6 protein-coding genes are annotated in these 17,355 nt (G+C 68.2%); 4 read left to right on the top strand and 2 right to left on the bottom strand.

The window, feature by feature from the left end; translation table 11 throughout:
* Positions 1 to 14 precede the first annotated feature (14 nt).
* From ACW6W5_RS00090 to ACW6W5_RS00100, 3 genes are read left to right on the top strand one after another with little or no spacing between them, the layout of a single operon-like run.
* Positions 15 to 9,569 (top strand): SdrD B-like domain-containing protein, encoded by a 9,555-nt coding sequence (locus ACW6W5_RS00090; protein WP_152152044.1) that lies wholly within the window; start codon positions 15 to 17, stop codon positions 9,567 to 9,569.
* Positions 9,566 to 12,922 (top strand): Ig-like domain-containing protein, encoded by a 3,357-nt coding sequence (locus tag ACW6W5_RS00095; protein WP_152152046.1) that lies wholly within the window; start codon positions 9,566 to 9,568, stop codon positions 12,920 to 12,922. The genes ACW6W5_RS00090 and ACW6W5_RS00095 overlap by 4 nt, the downstream gene beginning before the upstream one ends.
* Before the next feature lie 10 nt (positions 12,923 to 12,932).
* A complete protein-coding gene (locus ACW6W5_RS00100; protein ID WP_183073730.1) occupies positions 12,933 to 13,943 on the top strand; it encodes an OmpA family protein in 1,011 nt (336 codons plus the stop codon).
* Positions 13,944 to 13,956: 13 nt separating this feature from the next.
* Here the strand turns inward: ACW6W5_RS00100 and ACW6W5_RS00105 are convergent, their stop codons facing one another.
* The gene (locus ACW6W5_RS00105) at positions 13,957 to 14,532 is read right to left on the bottom strand and encodes a GGDEF domain-containing protein (RefSeq protein ID WP_152152048.1); all 576 of its coding nucleotides are present in this window, start codon (positions 14,530 to 14,532) and stop codon (positions 13,957 to 13,959) included.
* Positions 14,532 to 15,896 carry a tetratricopeptide repeat protein gene (locus ACW6W5_RS00110; RefSeq protein ID WP_152152050.1) on the bottom strand — a complete coding sequence of 455 codons (1,365 nt, stop codon included), beginning with the start codon at positions 15,894 to 15,896 and terminating at the stop codon, positions 14,532 to 14,534. The genes ACW6W5_RS00105 and ACW6W5_RS00110 overlap by 1 nt, the downstream gene beginning before the upstream one ends.
* 100 nt (positions 15,897 to 15,996) lie before the next feature.
* Here ACW6W5_RS00110 and ACW6W5_RS00115 point away from each other — a divergent pair, with 100 nt between their 5' ends.
* Positions 15,997 to 17,352: a sensor histidine kinase gene (locus ACW6W5_RS00115; protein WP_193222772.1), complete on the top strand. Its 1,356-nt coding sequence runs from the start codon at positions 15,997 to 15,999 to the stop codon at positions 17,350 to 17,352.
* The last annotated feature ends 3 nt before the right edge of the window (positions 17,353 to 17,355 follow it).

The following is a 17,355-nucleotide window of genomic DNA, read 5'->3' on the forward strand; positions in this document are numbered from 1 at the left end:
CAGGGGAACAACGCATGTCCAGCCATAGCGATCGCGCAGCCATCTGCGCGGCGGTGACGCCGTTCGAGCGCGCAGACACATCCGCCCGCCTGGGCTGGTGGCGCGCCACCCTGGCGACCCTGTTGCTGGTCCTGCCGCTGTCTGCCCTGGCGATCGATCTGCAGATCACCGATTTCTCCGATACCGGTTACGACCCGGTACCGGCGGGCACCACGGTGATCTACAACATCAAGGTCGAAAACGGTGCCAACGACAATGCGGCCGGCAGCGTCACGATCATCGACCTGCCGGTCGGCACGGCGTTGGGCAGCCCGGCACCGGCCGGTTGCAGCGCCTCGCCCGGCAGTGCCGGCGCGACCCGCGTGGTGTGCACCAACCCCACCTTGACCGCGTCCGGCGCGCCGTACCAGTTCAAGCTGCCGGTCACCACGCTGCAGACCCAGCCGGCCACGATCAGCCTGCATGCAGCGATCGGCTTCGCCGCCGCACTGCCGCCGGCGACCACGCCGATCGTGACGCTGCCGGGCAATGACCCCTTCTTTGCCGGTGACACCAATACCGGCAACAACATCTCCAACCAGACCACGACGATCCAGGCCGCTGCCGATCTGGAACTGAGCAAGTCCGCCACGCCCGACCCGGTGATCGGTGGCGGCGAAATCACTTACACCCTCACCGTCAAGAACAACGGTCCCAGCACCACCACCGGCTTCCGGGTGGTGGACACGCTGCCACCCAACGTCACGCTGGTCGGTACGCCCAGCGGTGCGGACTGGAGCTTCAGTGCGCAGGACGGCACCTACAACGGCACCCTGGCCGTGGGCGCGAGCGCGAGCTATCAGTTCCGCGGCAAGGTCAACGTCGGCACCGGCAACATCGTCAATGCCGCCGTGGTCAATGCCGGCTCGGTACCCGATGCGGTGCCGGACAACAATGCCGCGCAGGTGACCACCGCGGTCACCGCCGGTGCCGACCTGGCGATGTCCAAGTCGGTCTCGCCGGCCCCGGCGGCAGCCGGTTCGGTGGTGACCTATACCCTGACCGCGCGCAACGATGGCCCGAGTGCGGCCACCGGCGTAGTGGTGACCGACGCGATGCCGGAAGGATTCGTGATCACTGGTGGCGTGGCGCCGGCCGGCTGGACCTGCATCAGCAATGCCGGAGCGAGCGTACGCACCTGCACCTTGGCCGGCAGCTTCGCGCCGGGTGCGCAGGCGATCATCACCATCACCGCGCAGGTGCCCTCGACCGGTACCAACAGCAGTGGGGTGGTCAGCAATACGGCAGAGATCCGTGCGGCCACGCCGGACCCGGTGCCGGGCAACAACAGTGGCACCGTCGGCCTGACCGTCATTCCCGATGGCGCCGACCTGCGCATGAGCAAGTCCAAGGCCCCGCTGCTGGTGCCGGTGTGGAACGGCACCGGCGTGCGCAGCGACAGCATGATGACGTCCACGTTGGGCGTGCAGAACCTGGGGCCGCGCACGGTGACCAGCAATCTGCAGGTGGTCGATACGCTGGCACCCGGCGAGGAGTGGGTGGATGCCAGCGGGCAGCCGATCCTGCCCGGCACCTCGGTGGTCGTGGGGCGGTGGAGCTGCAGCGTCGATCGTGTCTGGGCCGTCGGTCGGGCACAAACGGTGACCTGCACCCTGGCCACCGGCTACCCGGTGGCTGTCAATGCCAACGCGCCCGCACTGGCGCTGCAGACCCTGGCGCGCACCGCCGGGGCGCTGCGCAACGACGCCTGCACCGGTGGCAGCGGCGGCTCGCTCGAGCCGGGTACCGCCGGCGGCATTGATCGCGACCCGAACGACACCAATGACTGCGCCGGTGGCGAGAGCCGTGTCACCGACGACCGTGCCGACCTGTCGATCACCAAGCAGACCAACGCGACGGGCGAGGCCGACAACATCATCCGCAACAGCGACGCCTCGGTGAGCTACACGCTGACCATCCGCAACGGCGGCGCAGCCACGACTGGCGTGGTGGTGAACGATCCGATCCCGGGCTTCGTCAACGGGATCACCACGGTGACTGCGGACGCCACGCCGGCAGGCTGGACCTGCCGCCTGATTGGCAGCGCGTGGGTGTGCGATGCGGGTACCACGGTGCTGGGCCGCAACGAGACCGCGGTCGTAGGCTTTACCGTCAACCGCGGCCTGTTCGACAGTCAGAACCAGCCGGCCGGCACGTGCGGCGGTCAGCCGCTGCTGCCGGGTCGCTTCTGCAATACGGCCGGTGTCCGTATCAATCCGGCCATCCCCGGCGCGCTCGGCGAGATCGACCAGAGCAACAACACCGCCTCGGACTGGGTCCAGATCGATGCGGTGGCCAATGTCGCCACCACCCGAAAGGACATCACCTCGGGTACTCCCGGGCGCGCCGGCGTCAACACGATCTATCGCATCACCTACCAGAACATGGGGCCATCGACGGCACGCGGTGTGGTCTTCAGCGACCTGTTCACGCTGCCTGCCAACGATGCCGGCTTCGTGCTGCTTTCCGCCCTGCGCACCGGTTCGGACGCAGCGGAAAAGGCGTGCAAGGTCACCACGACCGACCCGTCGGTCAGCTCCGCACCGGCGCCCGGCGGCACCTCCTGGTTCAACACCGGTGGCGCACCGGCCACGCTGCGCCTGACCTGCACGCCCAAGGACATGGCCAACAACTCCACGGAAACGATGACGGTGGAGATCCGCCCGAACGTCAACAGTGGCAATACCGGACGCCAGTTCACCAACACCGGTGGCTTCCATTTCGACCTCAATGGCGATGGGACGCCGGACCCGTCCAGCGGCACCGATGCCAATGGCCGTACCTACGATTACAACAGCCGCACCGACGACGACACCAAGGACGCCACCTTGCCCTTCGACGCCGGTCGCGTGGATCTGATTGTCAACAAGATCGACCAGAACTTCATCGGCGCGGTGGACCCGCTGGGCTTCGACTCCCGCACCGGGATGGAAACCAACAACTACATCTACTACCAGATCAGCGTGCGCAACGCGGGGCCCTCGCTGGCCACGCATACGATGATCGATGACACCATCAGCCCGCCGCCCGGCGCCAGCGTGAGCCTGGTCGGCAGCAAAACCGGCAACATCGCCGGTCCGCAGGGTGCTCTGGAGCCGGTCGGCTCCCGCTGCTCGGTGGCTGCTGGCAGCACCAATCCCAGCACCGGGCCGCAGACCATTTCCTGCACCATGCCCAGCGCCGGTGTCCCCACGGCCGACCAAGGCGTCATCACCGCCAACCAGACCAGCTATCTGTATCTGGTCTACCAGTACATGACCGCGCCGCCGGCCACTGGCGAGACGCTGAAGAACTCGGTCACCGCACGGTCCTCTGAAGCAGAGAGCGACACCAGCAACAACACCGCCACCCAGGAAACCAGCATCCGCACCCGCGCGGACCTGGAAATGAAGAAGTCCAGCGTGGTGCTTGCCCCGAATGCCGACCCCGCCCAGGCCTTGCCGGCGGCGGCGGGCACCGTCAGCCTGCACCAGCCGTTCTGGTTCGTGCTGGACGTGATCAATCACGGCCCCGGGCACAGCCTCTCGCGCGATCGCAGCGGTACCAACCCGCTCAACGGCGATGGCGTGGTCGTCACCGATACCCTGCCCGAAGGGCTGGAAGTGCTCGGCGGCGCGGCTGCGATCACCTGGCAGAAGCGCGGCGCCACTGCGGACCCGGGCGTGCAGACCACCGGCCTCGGCAACTGCCTGCTGGTGGGCCGCACCGTCACCTGCCGCATGGGCGACCTGGCCCTGGACGGGCAGGTGCGCGTGCTGATTCCCGCGCGCTGGACCACGCTTCCGGCCAACGGTAATGGCCTCAATACCGCCAAGGCCACCAGCGACCAGCTCGATCCGGAGCCGGGCAACAACGAGGACACCACCACCCACACCGTGGTGCGTTCCTCGCTGGCCGGCGTGGTATTCCAGGACCGCGACCGCGACGGTGCCAACGGTGGCACGCTGCAGAGTGGTGAGCCGCTGATCTCCGGCGTCACCGTGCACCTCAGTGGTGAAGACGCGTACGGCAATGTTGTTTCGCTGGATGCCACCACCGACGCGCAGGGTGCCTACCGCTTCGAGAACCTGGCCCCGGCCGGTACCGCCGGTTACACCCTGACCCAGAGCCAGCCGACCGCCTACGTCAACGGTCCGGTTGCGCCGCCGTCAACGGGCGCGCAGGCGCCGTCGGCTGGTGGTGTCTTCGCCGCGGTAACGCCGGTCACCAGCGCCGATTCGGTCTACACCACGATCGCGCTGGGCGCGGGCGTGGATGCCGTGCGCTACAACTTCCCCGAAGTGCGTCGCCCGTCGTTGTCCGGGATCGTCTACGTGGACAGCAACTACAGCAATGTGCGCGATGCCGGTGATGCGCCGATCGCCAACGCCACCATCGAGCTGCTCGATGCTTCCGGCACCGTGCTGGACACCCGCACCACCGGCAATGACGGCAGCTACAGCTTCATCGGGCTGGACCCGCTGCAGGTCTATACGCTGCGCGAAGTGCTGCCGGATGGCAGCTATCGCAACCGCCCCAGCGCGATCAATCCCGGCCTGATCGGCGGCGTCGCCTGCACGAGTTGTACGGTGACCACCGGCGCGAGCGGCGATGCGCCCACGACGGACCGCATTGTCGGCATCGATCTGTCCAGTGGCGACGACGGTACCGCGTTCAACTTCGGCGAAGACGCGATCACGTCCATCTCCGGCCACGTCTACCTGGACCGCAACGGCAATGGCGACTTCGACGCCGGTGACGCCGGCGGCCGCGGCTCGCAGCCCAATGGTGGCCTGCTGGACGTCACCATCACCCTGACCGGCGCAGGCCCGGACGGCCTCTATGGCACCGCCGACGATCTGCCGCCGGTCACCGTGCAGACCGATGCACAGGGCCGTTACACCTTCGACAACCTGGTCGTGGGGCAGCACTACCGCATCACTGAAACGCAGCCGCAGGGCTACGCCGATGCGGCCGAGAACCCGAGCAACCAGATCGACATCACCGCGCTGCCGTTGACCGGTTCCAGCGGCAATGACTTCGGTGAGAAGCTCGGCTCGATCGCCGGCTCGGTCTACGAAGATTTCTCCAACGTGGCCGCCGGCAACAACAACGGCCTCCGCGACAGCGGCGAGAACCCGATCGCCAACGTGATCGTGACGCTCACCGGTACCGATGTGCTCGGCAATCCGGTCACCCTGACCGCGACCACCGACGCCGATGGCGCCTACCGCTTCAGCGATCTGCTGCCGGCCCAGGCGGGCACCGGCTACACGCTGACGGAAACCCAGCCGGCCACCTACCTGGACGGCAAGCACACCGCCGGCAACGCCGCCACGCCGGGCAGCACCGCCGTGCCCAACGTGATCTCCGGCATCGCCATCAACGCCGGACAGGACGCTACCGGCTACCTGTTCGGTGAGCTGGCCAACGCCCCGATCAGCGGCACGGTCTACCTGGACCGCAACGATGACGGCGACAACAACGCCGGCGACGTCGGCATCCCCGGCGTGCAGGTGATCATCGTGGGTGCAGGCCCGGACGGTGTGTTCGGCACCGCCGACGACACCACCGAAACGCTGGTGACCAATGCCGATGGCCATTACAGCTATCCCGGCGCCGTGGCCGGCCAGGATTACCGCATCACCGAGACCCAGCCGACCGGCTTGGCCGAGGGTCGCCAAACCCCGGCCAACCTGATCACGATCACCAACCTGCCCGCGGCCGGTTCCACCGGCAATGACTTCGGCGAGCGCGCTGCCGCGCTCTCCGGCACGGTCTACCTGGACCGCAACAACAACGGCGTGCAGGACGCTGGCGAACCGGGCCTGCCCAACGTGCAGGTGCAGCTGCCGGGCGGCACCGTGGATGTGCTGGGCCAGCCGGTCGCGGCGATCGCGACCGATGCCGACGGGCGCTACCGCTTCGACGACCTGCTGGCGGGCACCTATACGGTGACCCAGCAGGCTGCGCAGCCGGTGTTCAACGGTGTCGCCACGATCAATGGCATTACGGCCACCGGCACCATCGACGGCACCGCGGTCGGCACCGCCACCCCGGTGGCGAGCGTACCCAGTGCGATCAGCGCGGTCGTGCTGCCGGCAGGCAAGGCCTCCATCAACAACAATTTCGGTGAAGTGCTGCCGGTGTCGATCTCCGGCACGGTGTTCTTCGACGCCGACAACAATGGTGCGCAGAGCGGCGCCGCCGAAACCGGCATCGAAGGCGTCCCCATCGAGCTGATCGGCACCGACGACACCGGCGCCAGCGTCACGCGCAGCGTGCAGACCGACGCCGATGGCCGTTTCGCCTTCGCCGATCTGCGCCCGGGCACGTACACCCTGACCGAACCGCAGCAGCCGACCGGCACCAGCAACGGCATCACCACCGCGGGCACCGTCGACGGTGTCAGCAGTGGCACCGCCACGCCGGTGACCACCGTGCCCAGCCGCATCAGCACGATCGATCTGTCCACTCCGGGCATCGCCTCGGTGGACAACCTGTTCGGTGAGATTCCGCTCAACAGCGGCATCAGCGGCAAGGTCTGGATCGACCGCAACAACGATGGCGTGGTCGACCCCGGCGAAACCGGTCTGGCCAACGTCACCATCACCCTGACCGGCACCGACCTGGTGGGCAATCCGATCACCCGCGACACCGTGACCGATGCCGAGGGCAACTACAGCTTCAGCGACCTGCCGCCGGGCACCTACACGGTCACCGAGCCGGACCAGCCGGCGGGCACCCGTGACGGCCGTACCGTGGCCGGCAGCACCGGTGGCAGCGTGACCGCGCCGGGCAGCACGCCGTCGAAGATCACCGGCGTGGTGCTGGGCGTGAACCAGCAGTCGGTGAACAACAACTTCGGTGAGATCCCGACCGGCAGCATCGCCGGCCGGGTCTACAACGACAGCAACGACAACGGCGTGGTCGACGCAGGTGAGGGCGGCATCGCCAACGTCACCGTGGTGCTGACCGGCACCGATGATCTGGGCCAGGCGGTCTCGATCACGCTTACCACCGATGCCGAAGGCCGCTATCGCTTCGACGAGCTGCGTCCGGGCACCTATACGGTGACCGAGCCGACCCAGCCGCCGCAGACCCTCAACGGCATCACCAGTGCCGGCGCCGTGGACGGTGTCGTCACCGGCGTGGCCACCGGCCGCGACACGGTGCCCTCGGCGGTCAGCCAGATCGTGTTGCCGCTGGGCGGGGACTCGATCGACAACAATTTCGGTGAGATCGGCGATTCGCCGGACATGCTGGTCACCAAGACCGCGGGCAGCGCACGCTTCACCGTCAACAACATCGCCACGTACACCCTCCGGGTGCGCAATGGCGGCCAGCAGTCGTCGCGCGGCGAATACACCGTGCACGACCGGCTGCCGCAGGGGCTGACCCTGGCGGCGGCGCCGAGCGGGACCGGTTGGGTCTGCACCGGCGCAGTGGGCGACACCCGCTTCGATTGCCGCAGCCAGCAGGTGCTGGCCGCCGGCGCCACCTCGGTGGACACCATCGAGGTGCAGGTGCTGGTCGGTGCTGCCGCCGCGGAAGCGGGTACCGTGAACAATGCGGTGCTGGTCGAAGGCGGTGGCGAGAATGAATTCCGCGCACCGACCCCGGCCGAGCGCGGCGCGTTCGAGGGCGATGTGACCCAGCTGCCCGAGTGCGTGGAAACGATCCAGTTCAACGCCTGCCGCGTGCCCAATGCCGTCCAGCTGGCCGCCTCGGTCGGCGGTACGGTGTGGTACGACATCGGCAGCGATGACCAGCTGCTGGACGGCGGCGACAAGCGCCTGCCATCGTGGGTCGTCGAGCTGGTCGACCCGGCCAGCGGCCAGGTGGTGAAGACCACCACGACCGGTGCCGACGGCAGCTACCGCTTCGGCGACGTGGTGCCGGGCGTGACCTGGAACATCCGCTTCCGCGATCCGACCTCCAACATCCTGTGGCCGAATCCGGTCACCCGCGAAACCGTGGCCGGGATCCAGGAAGCCTGCGACGCACCGGCCGCCATCGCGCGCGCCGGGGTCAGCGCCTGCCGGATCAACGAGAACGGCACCAGCCAGCTGGAAGTCGTGCTCCGCCCGGGCCAGCACCTGCCGCAGCAGAGCCTGCCGGTGGATCCGTCGGGCGTGGTCTACGACGCCACCACCCGCGACCCGGTTCCGGGCTCGATCGTGACCCTGGCGCCGGTCGGCCTGTGTGCCGGCTACGACCCGCGCACCTCGGTGCTCAATGCCGGCAGCGGCGGCTATCGCCTGGAAGGCAGCGCGATCTCGATGACGGTGGGCAGCGAGGGCTTCTACCAGTTCGCCTTCGGCCCGGCCGCGCCGGCCCGCTGCGAATTCCAGCTCACCGTGACGCCGCCGGGCAGCTATCAGTTCGTCTCGTCGCTGATCCCACCGCAGGGCGGCTCGCTGTCGCCGGCCGGCAGCGCCGGTGCCAACCACTTGGTGCAGCCGAATCGTCTGGCACCGACCGGTGCGGTCGGCATGGCGACGCAGTACTACCTCGGCCTGTTCGCCGGCTCGGACACCGCGGCCATCATCAACAACCACCTGCCGCTGGACACCGCGGTAGCGACCGGCCTGGCGATCAGCAAGAACGGTGACCGCCAGACCGCGGAGATCGGCGACACCGTGCAGTACACGATCACCATCCGCCAGACCGCAGGCAGCGCGCTGCGCACGGTCAACGTGATCGATCGCCTGCCGCGCGGCTTCACCTACATCGACGGCACCGCGCGTGCCGATGGCCGCGCCGTCACCGATCCGTCCGGCAAGCCGGGCCCGTTGCTGGGCTTTGATGTCGGCCCGATCACGGTCGGTGGCCAGATCGTGCTGACCTACCGCGTGCGGGTCGGCGTGGGCGCGCAGCAGGGCGATGGCATCAACCGCGCACAGGCGTTCGGCTGTGCCTTCAGTGGCGGCTGCATCGACACCGGCAGCCTCACGCCGCTGCCGGGTGCACTGCCGTCCAACCGTGCCGAGTACCGCGTGCGCGTCACCGGCGGTGTATTCACCGACCAGGCCTGCGTGCTCGGCAAGGTGTTCGTGGACTGCAACAACAACCACGTGCAGGACCGCGAAGAACTGGGCATCCCCGGCGTGCGGCTGTACTTCTCCGACGGCACCTGGGTGATCAGCGATTCGGAGGGCAAGTACAGCTACTGCGGCCTGCCGCCGCAGAGCCACACGCTGAAGGTGGATGCCAGCACGTTGCCGCTCGGCGCGCGCCTGACCACCAGCAGCAACCGCAACCTGGGCGATGCCGACAGCCTGTTCCTGGACCTCAAGAACGGTGAGCTGCACCGTGCTGACTTCATCGAAGGCAGCTGTGCCAACCCGGTGCTGGAGCAGGTCAAGGCCCGCCGTACCCAGGGTGAGGTGCGTGCGCCGGAGACCGAGACCGGGCAGCCGCCGCTGCGTTTCGACAGCAAACCCGCGCGGGCGCCGCAACAGGCGACCGACTCGGCCAACCAGAGACCGATCGTGCAACCCAGAGCCCATCCGCCCGCTGCCGGCGCTTCGACGGAGGGCCAGCCATGAGCCGCGTCGCGACGTTGTCCCGCCTGCCGCGCCTGAGCCTGCTCGCCTGCGCCCTGGCTGCCGTGCCGGCCATGGCGCAGAGCGTCGGCAGCCCCGGCCGCTTCACGCCGGTGCTGGGCGATGCCAGCACCTTGTACCCGCGCAGCCCGGCCAGTACCGATGCTGCCCCGCGCGCGCTGGACAGCGCGGTGCCGGGCACGCTCGACCGGATCCTGGTCGAGTTGGACCGTGATGGCGTACCGGCCGATGGCCAGAGCGCCGTGCATGTGCGTGTGCAGCTGCTGGACGCCGCCGGCCGCGCGCTGGCCGGCACCACCTATGCCACGATCGAGACCAGTGGTGGCCGCATCCGCCTGCCCGGCTCGCGCACCGATGAACTCGGTCCGGGCGCGCTGGACGCCGACAAGGTCACTCCGGGCATCCAGCTGCAGGTGGTCGATGGCGTGGCCGAATTCGACCTGCTTGCCCCGCATGAGCCACAGGACGTGGTGCTGCGCATCACTGCCGGCGCCGAGACGGCGCAGGGCACGATCGGGTTCCTGCCGGAAATGCGTGAGCTGCTGGCCACCGGTCTGATCGAAGGCGTGGTCAACTTCCGCCGGCGCAGCAACGCCAGCCTGATCTCGCCGGTAGAGCATCACGATGCCTTCGACCGTGACATCCGCCGCTGGGAACGCCAGTTCAACAACGGCAAGGCCAACGCCGCCGCGCGCACCGCGTTCTTCGTCAAGGGCCGGATCAAGGGCGAGTACCTGCTCACCGCCGCCTACGACTCGGACAAGGACACCCGTGGTCGCCTGCTGCGCGATATCCAGCCTGAAGAGTTCTACCCGGTCTACGGGGATTCCTCGCTGCGCGGCTTCGATGCGCGTTCGGCCGAGCGTCTTTACGTGCGCATCGACAACCAGCGCAGCTACCTGCTGTACGGCGACTTCCAGACCGGCGATACGCTGGCCACCGCAACCGGTATCGGCGGCAGTGGTGCGATCCCGCAGCGCAGCCTGGGCACCTACAACCGCACCGCTACCGGCCTGGGCTGGCATTTCGAAAGCGAGCGCGTGCGCAGCAACGTGTTTGCGATGCAGGATTCGCTGCGCCAGGTGATCGAGGAGTTCCGCAGCCAGGGCAGTGGCCCGTATGCGCTGCGCAACAACGCCGTGCTGGAAGGCAGCGAGCGGGTGGAGGTGATCGTGCGCGATCGCAACCAGCCCACCCGCATCACCTCGGTGCGCTCGCTCGCGCGGTTGGTCGATTACAGCTTCGAACCGTTCTCCGGCCGCATCCTGCTCAATCAGTTCCTGCCGGCCTTCGACAGCGATCTCAATCCGGTGTCGCTGCGCATCACCTATGAGCTGGACCAGGGCACCGAGAAGTTCTGGGTGGTCGGCGCCGATGCGCAGGTCAAACTCACCGAGCAGCTCGAGGTCGGCGCGGCGGCGGTCGATGACCGCAATCCCTATGCCGCGTTCAAGATGGGCAGCGCGAACGCGAGCTACCGGTTCGGCGCCAACACGCTGCTGGTGGCCGAGTTCGCGCGCACCCGCAGCGAGGTCAACACCAACTCGATCAACCAGATCACCTCGCAGGGCCTGAAGGACATCACCGGGGAGGTCGAGGGCGATGCCTGGCGGGTGGAGTTCGCGCACAGCGCCGACAAGCTCGACGCCCGCGTATTCGCCGCACGTACCGATCCGGCCTTCAACAACCCGGCGGCGCCGCTGTACGGTGGCCGTGGCGAGTACAACGCGCGGTTGGCATACCGGGTGGGCCCGCGGCTGGAACTGTATGTGGAAGGCCTGCGCAGCGAGGACCGCAACCCCGATGGCGGCAAGCGCGATGCCGGCGGTGCCGGTGTACGCATCGGTGCTACCGAACGGCTGACCGTGGACCTGGGCGTGCGCAGCATCCGCGAGACCATCGGCGTGACCTCGCCGTGGTCGTCCGGGGTGCCGTTCGGCAATGCTGGCGGTCTCACCGGTGGGTTTGCGACCGGATCCGGTGGCGGCGCACTGGGCTACGGCCAGCAGGCGCTGGATCCGCTGACCGGCCTGATGGTCATCAACGGCAGCAGCAGTGGCAGCCCGATCACCAGCGACCTGCCGGTCGGCACCGAGCTGGAATCGGACAGTGCCCGGTTCGGCCTGGGCTACCGCCTGAGCGATCGCCTCAGCGCGGGTGCGGAAGTGGAGCACAGCGTCAGCGGCGAGGACCGCAAGCGGCTGGCGGCCGGCCTGGATTACCAGGTGTTCGAACGCAGCCGCGTGTATGGCCGGTATGAGAAGCAGACCGGCCTGACCAGCGCCTACGGCATCACCACCACCGACCGTGAAGCCGATGCGCTGGTGTTCGGTATCGACAGCAGCTACCTGCGCGATACCCAGACCTTCAGCGAGTACCGCCTGCGTGACTCGATCAGCGGCCGCGATGTGCAGGCCGCCTCGGGTATCCGCAACAACTGGGACATCCGCGAAGGCCTGCGCCTGGCCAGCTCGGCCGAGCACGTCAAGGTGATCGACGGCAGCACCGGGGACAGCACCGGCCTGGCACTGGCGCTGGACTACAGCGCCAACCCGCTGTGGCGCGGGGCGATCCGTGCCGAGCACCGCATCTCCGAAGACGTGCCCGATACCGAGGCCAACGAGGCGTTCAACACCACGCTGCTGCAGTTCATGCTCGCCCGCAAGCTCAGCCGTGACTGGACACTGCTGGCGCGCAACTATCTGCTCAGCACCCGCTACGAGGCCCGCGGCGATGTGCTGCAGGATCGTTTCCAGCTCGGCGTGGCCTACCGCGATACCGACCGCAACCGGATCAACGCGCTGGCCCGCTACGAGTACAAGCTGGAGCGCGATGAAAGCGGCCTGACCCTGTCCGACGGCAACACCATTGATGGCAGCAGCCAGGACGTACGCACCCGCGCGCATATCGCCTCGGCGCATGCCGACTGGCACCCGTCGCGACCGTGGTGGTTCACCGGCCGCGTGGCCGGCAAGTGGCAACAGGACCAGTTCGCCTACACCGATAGTGCACGGGTCAACAGCCGCTTCCGCGCGATGCTGTTCTCCGGCCGCGTGGTGTACGACATCACCGAGAACTGGGATATCGGCGTGCTGGGCTCCACCTTCCGTGGGCAGAGCGGTGCCAACCAGTACGCCTACGGCATGGAGGTCGGCCGCCTGCTGCGGCAGAACCTGTGGCTGTCGGCCGGCTACAACTGGAGCGGCTTCGCCGGCGATCGTGACCTGAACGGTTACGAGTACACCCAGCAGGGCGTGTTCCTGCGCCTGCGCTTCAAGTTCGATGAAGACCTTTTCCGGCCGGACCCCGTCCGCTACCGCGACCCGGCACGCTGAGGATGCCCTGATGACGACCCTTTCCCCGATTGACCGTATTGCTCCGTCGCTGCTTGCCGCGGCCCTTCTGGCTGCCGTGGCCGGTCCCGCCGGCGCGCAGCAGGCGCAGTTGGTGCCGCAGCAGCAGCGCATCACCGATGAGGCGATCCATGCCGACCATGGCACCTATGAGGCCACCCAGGGCCGCATCCAGGCGCTCAATGACGGTGGGCGGCCGATCCGCGACTACCACCTGTCCAAGGCGCAGTGCTGGCTGGACGTGTCCTTCCACGAGTACAGCCGCAACGATCGCAGTGCGTTCCCGCAGCAGGCGCTGACCGAATCGGAGAAGCTGATCATCGGCATGGAGCAGGGCGTCTCGCCGCTGCCCACCGATACGCCGCTGGTGAACAACGCCAAGTACCTGCGCGATGACCTGTGGCAGCGCCTGCGGGTACTGCACGGTGCGCCGGGCTTCGTGTGCGCGCAGCAGCAGGTCGCCTGTGGTGAGGTCGAGCTGGTGCATGCCGGCAATGAGTTCAACCAGCAGCAGTGGCGCCATTCCAAGCCGTATATCCAGATCGCCGAGGAACTGGTCAATGACGCCGAGGCGCTGGCCCGCCAGTGCGACGTCGCCCCGGCCATCGTCGCTGCGCCGGGGCCATTGGTGGCCAATGTGCTGTTCGAGTTCGACCGTGATGCGTACCGCGACATCCGCACCTACTCGCTGGAAAGCGTGGACCGCGCGCTGGCCAGCATCGCCGATGAGTCACTGCAGCTGGACGGTGTGACCCTGGTGGGTCATGCCGACCGCATGCAGGGGCGTGGCTTCGATGCCAACCAGGCGTTGTCCGAGCGGCGTGCCCGTACGGTGCGCGAGCTGCTGATCGGGCGGGGTATCGATCCGGACCGCATCCGCTATGAGTACAAGGGCGATACCCAGCAGGTGCAGCAATGCGATGGCGTGCGCCCGCGGGCCGCGCTGCTGGAATGCCTGTTGCCGAACCGGCGGGTGGAAGTGCGGTTCGAGGTGACGCGCTGATCCGCCTGCGCGATCAGCGCTGTCCGCGGCCGGTCTGCACGTCCTGATCCACTGCGGGACGTGCAGGCTCCTGGCGTGGCGGAAGCCAGGCCATCGGCCGGCTTCCGGCCAATGACACCCAGCCGCAGGCCATCGCCCGTGCGGGGTCGTGCAGCAGGCTGTACAGATCCACATCACGGCCAGCTTCTTCGCCCCAGAGCATGGCCCAGGCATTGTGGCCACCGCGGCGGGCACTCTGCAGCGCTCGATCGGCTGCGCGCAGGCTGTCCTCCAGCGTAGCCGGTGCAGTGGGGAACAGCGGCAGGGGGGCCACCCCGAGAGTGGCGGTGAGCGTCAGGTGCTGGCCCGGGCCGATATCCACCACCAGCCGTTCGATCGCCGCGCGCAGGCGATTGGCCAGCGCCTGGGCCGCTGCGGCGGCGGTATCGTGACGGACCACGAGGAAGGTGCCGCCCGCCCAGCGGGCGATCCGATCATGGCGGTCGCTGTGCTGGCGCAGGCATCGGGTCACCGCACGCAGCACGGCATCCCCCGCTGCCTGGCCATGCTGCTCGTTCAGCGCCTTGAACGCGTCCAGTTCCAGCAGCATCACCACGCTGCGCTGCGCTGCCCGCCTCCGGCCTTGGCCAACTCCAGGCTCAGCAGCCGCTCGGCCTCACGGCGGTTGACTGTACCGGTCACCCAGTCGGTACTGCTCAGCAGCGCCAATCGCTGCCGCTGCCGCCGCATGCGCAACAGGAGCACCGTGGCGACCGTGACGACCACCAGCAGGGCGATCAGCGCGCCGTTGCGAAGCACACGGACGCGGTCCAGATCCTGCACCGCATTCACCTCGGCCGGATCGATGCTGCGCTCGGCAGTGGCCTGCAGCTTGGCCAACTGGTTGAGGATGTCACCCTTGCTGCGCGCGCTGTCGATCGCCCGTGCCTGGCGCGCGTAGCCCAGGGCCTGTTCGCGGTGGCCCAGCAGGATATGGATGTCGCCCAGCAGGTCCAAGCCCTCGCGGATCTCATCGTTGAACTGACCGCGTTCGGCCTGCATCTGGGCCTGCTCGGCCAGCGGACGTGCGGCTTCGGCACCGTGCTGGTCGATGGTCAGCCGGGCAAGCCGCTGCAGTGTCACGATGTGGCCCTGGGGATCTTGCCTTGCCTGCCAGCTGAGCACGCTGCGGAACCGGGCCTCGGCGTCGGCCAACTGGCCGCGCAGACGCTGGACTTCAGCGCGATGGCTGGCGATGCGGTACAGGAACAACTCCTGCGCGCCCAGCCGCGTGCCGATCGCCTCGGCCCGGCTGAAGGCCGTGTTGGCTTCCTCATGCCGCTGCATCCGCAGCAGTGCGTAGCCATAGTTGTAATACAGGATGAGATCGCCCGGGTTGGGCGGCCGGCGCATGTGCTGGCTGAGTACCGTGGCTTTCTGCAGATACGTCAGCGCCCCCTGTGCGTCACCCATTGCATCGCCGCGGATCATGGCGATCTGCATCAGCGCGGCGATCTGGCCCTGCACGTCACGCTCGCGCACCGCGTCTTCAAGGAAGGTGTTGGTCAGCGTCAGGGCCTGGCTGTGCTCGCCACGCCAGAGCAGCAGGTGTGCGGCCATGGAGTGCGCCCGCAGCCTGTCTTCCTTGCCCGCATCGGCGCGCGCAGCGGCGGCCTGCAGCCTGTCAGGCAGATCGAGGGTCTGGCCCAGCTGGCCCTGCGAGCGCAGCGCGATGCCCAGGCAGCCCAGCGCACCGATCTCGATCGAGGCGGGCAGCGAGGGGGTGGCCAGCAGGCTGCGCGCCATGCTCAGCGACAGGCGTGGCTCACTGGTCAACAAGGCGTGACACTGTTCGACCTGCGCGGTCAGCGGCACCGTGTCGGCGGAACGCTGCGCCATCGCAGCGGACGGGGCCAATGCGAACAGGCAGACAAGCGCGGACAGTCCGCGACGGACCAGCGACAACGTACGCATAGGAGCAACGACTTCCCGGTCGAGTGCAGGCAGGCGGCAACGCATTTGGATGACCCCTCGGGGCCGGCTGCTGTCGCTTTCGGCCTGTATTCTGCCACACATGCCCATTCCGCCTCCCTCTCCCCGCGACGTGCCCGTCGCCGGCGTATCCCCCTCGCTGGGGCGCCGTACCGATGCCATGCTGCGCGGGCTGCTGCACATGGTGGGTCTGTTCCACCTGTGCATGGCTGTCTGGATAGCGCTGCGCATGGGCATCGGCTTGGATGTGATGGTGCCGTTGATCGCCGGCCTTCACGCCTTGCTGTGCCTGGTTTGCCTGCTGGAGCACCACGCAGGTCGCACGCTGCGGGCAGCCGCTGTGTTCGTGATCGGCGAGTTGCTGCTGGCGACCCTGGCCTACACGTACTGGGGGCTGGCGGCACAATCGCGGCTGCAGCTGGTGGTGATACTGCCGGTGCTGCTGGTCTCCGCCGTACTGGGGCGGCGGCCACTGGGGTGGGCCACCGCCTGGTTGAGCGGGTTGATGGTGGCGGGGGCGTGGGTGGATGCCTCCAGCCTGATGTTCCGTCCGGACCGTGTCCTGCTTGCGGTGAACGATCTGGCGATAGCTGTGTTCGGAACGTGGCTGGGAGCCTGGCTGTTGCACCACAGCGTGACCGGGCTGCGCGAGAGCCTGCAGGTGGCACGGCAGCGCAGCGCCGAGCTGGCCGGCAAGCGCGATGAACTGCAGTTGGAGATCCAGGAGAAAGAGCGCTCGCGCGAGCAGTTGGTGCACGCGATGAAGATGGAGAACGTCGGGCGCCTGGCCAGTGGCATCGCGCATGACTTCAATCACGTGCTGGCGCTGATCCAGGGATATCTCGCCAAGGCCCGCCGCAGTACCGGTGAGGACGCGCTGCAGGAGGCCCTGCAAGGCGCACAGTCGGCGACCCGCCGTGCCGCCACCGTCAGCCGGCGGCTGCTGGATTTCAGCCGGCTGGACCCGGGGCGCCCCCAGCTGCTGGATGCGGCCGGCACGGTCATGGCCATGGAGCCGATGCTCCAGCAGGTGTTCGGCGACCGCGTGCAGTGCCGCGTCGCCACCGACGGCGCCACCGGCCAGATCCACTTCGATCCGGCGCAGCTGGAGTCCATCCTGCTCAGCCTGGCGGTGAATGCCGAGCAGGCCATGCCCGATGGCGGCCGGTTCGATCTGACCCTGATCGACCTGCCCGCCAGTGGTGAGTTGTTGATCCGGGTCAGCGATACCGGCCAGGGCATGAGTGCGGAGGTCCGCGCCCACTGCCTGGAACCGTTCTTCACCACCAAGCCGATGGGTGAGGGCACCGGGCTCGGGTTGGCGGTGACCGCCAGCCTGGTCCGCGCGGCGGGCGGCGAGGTCGAGGTGGACAGTAAACCCGGGGCAGGGACCCGGATCGGGATCCGGCTTCCCGCCCGCCAGCGGGCCACGGCATGAGCA

The sequence above is a fragment of the Stenotrophomonas sp. IS26 genome (genome assembly GCF_054188265.1).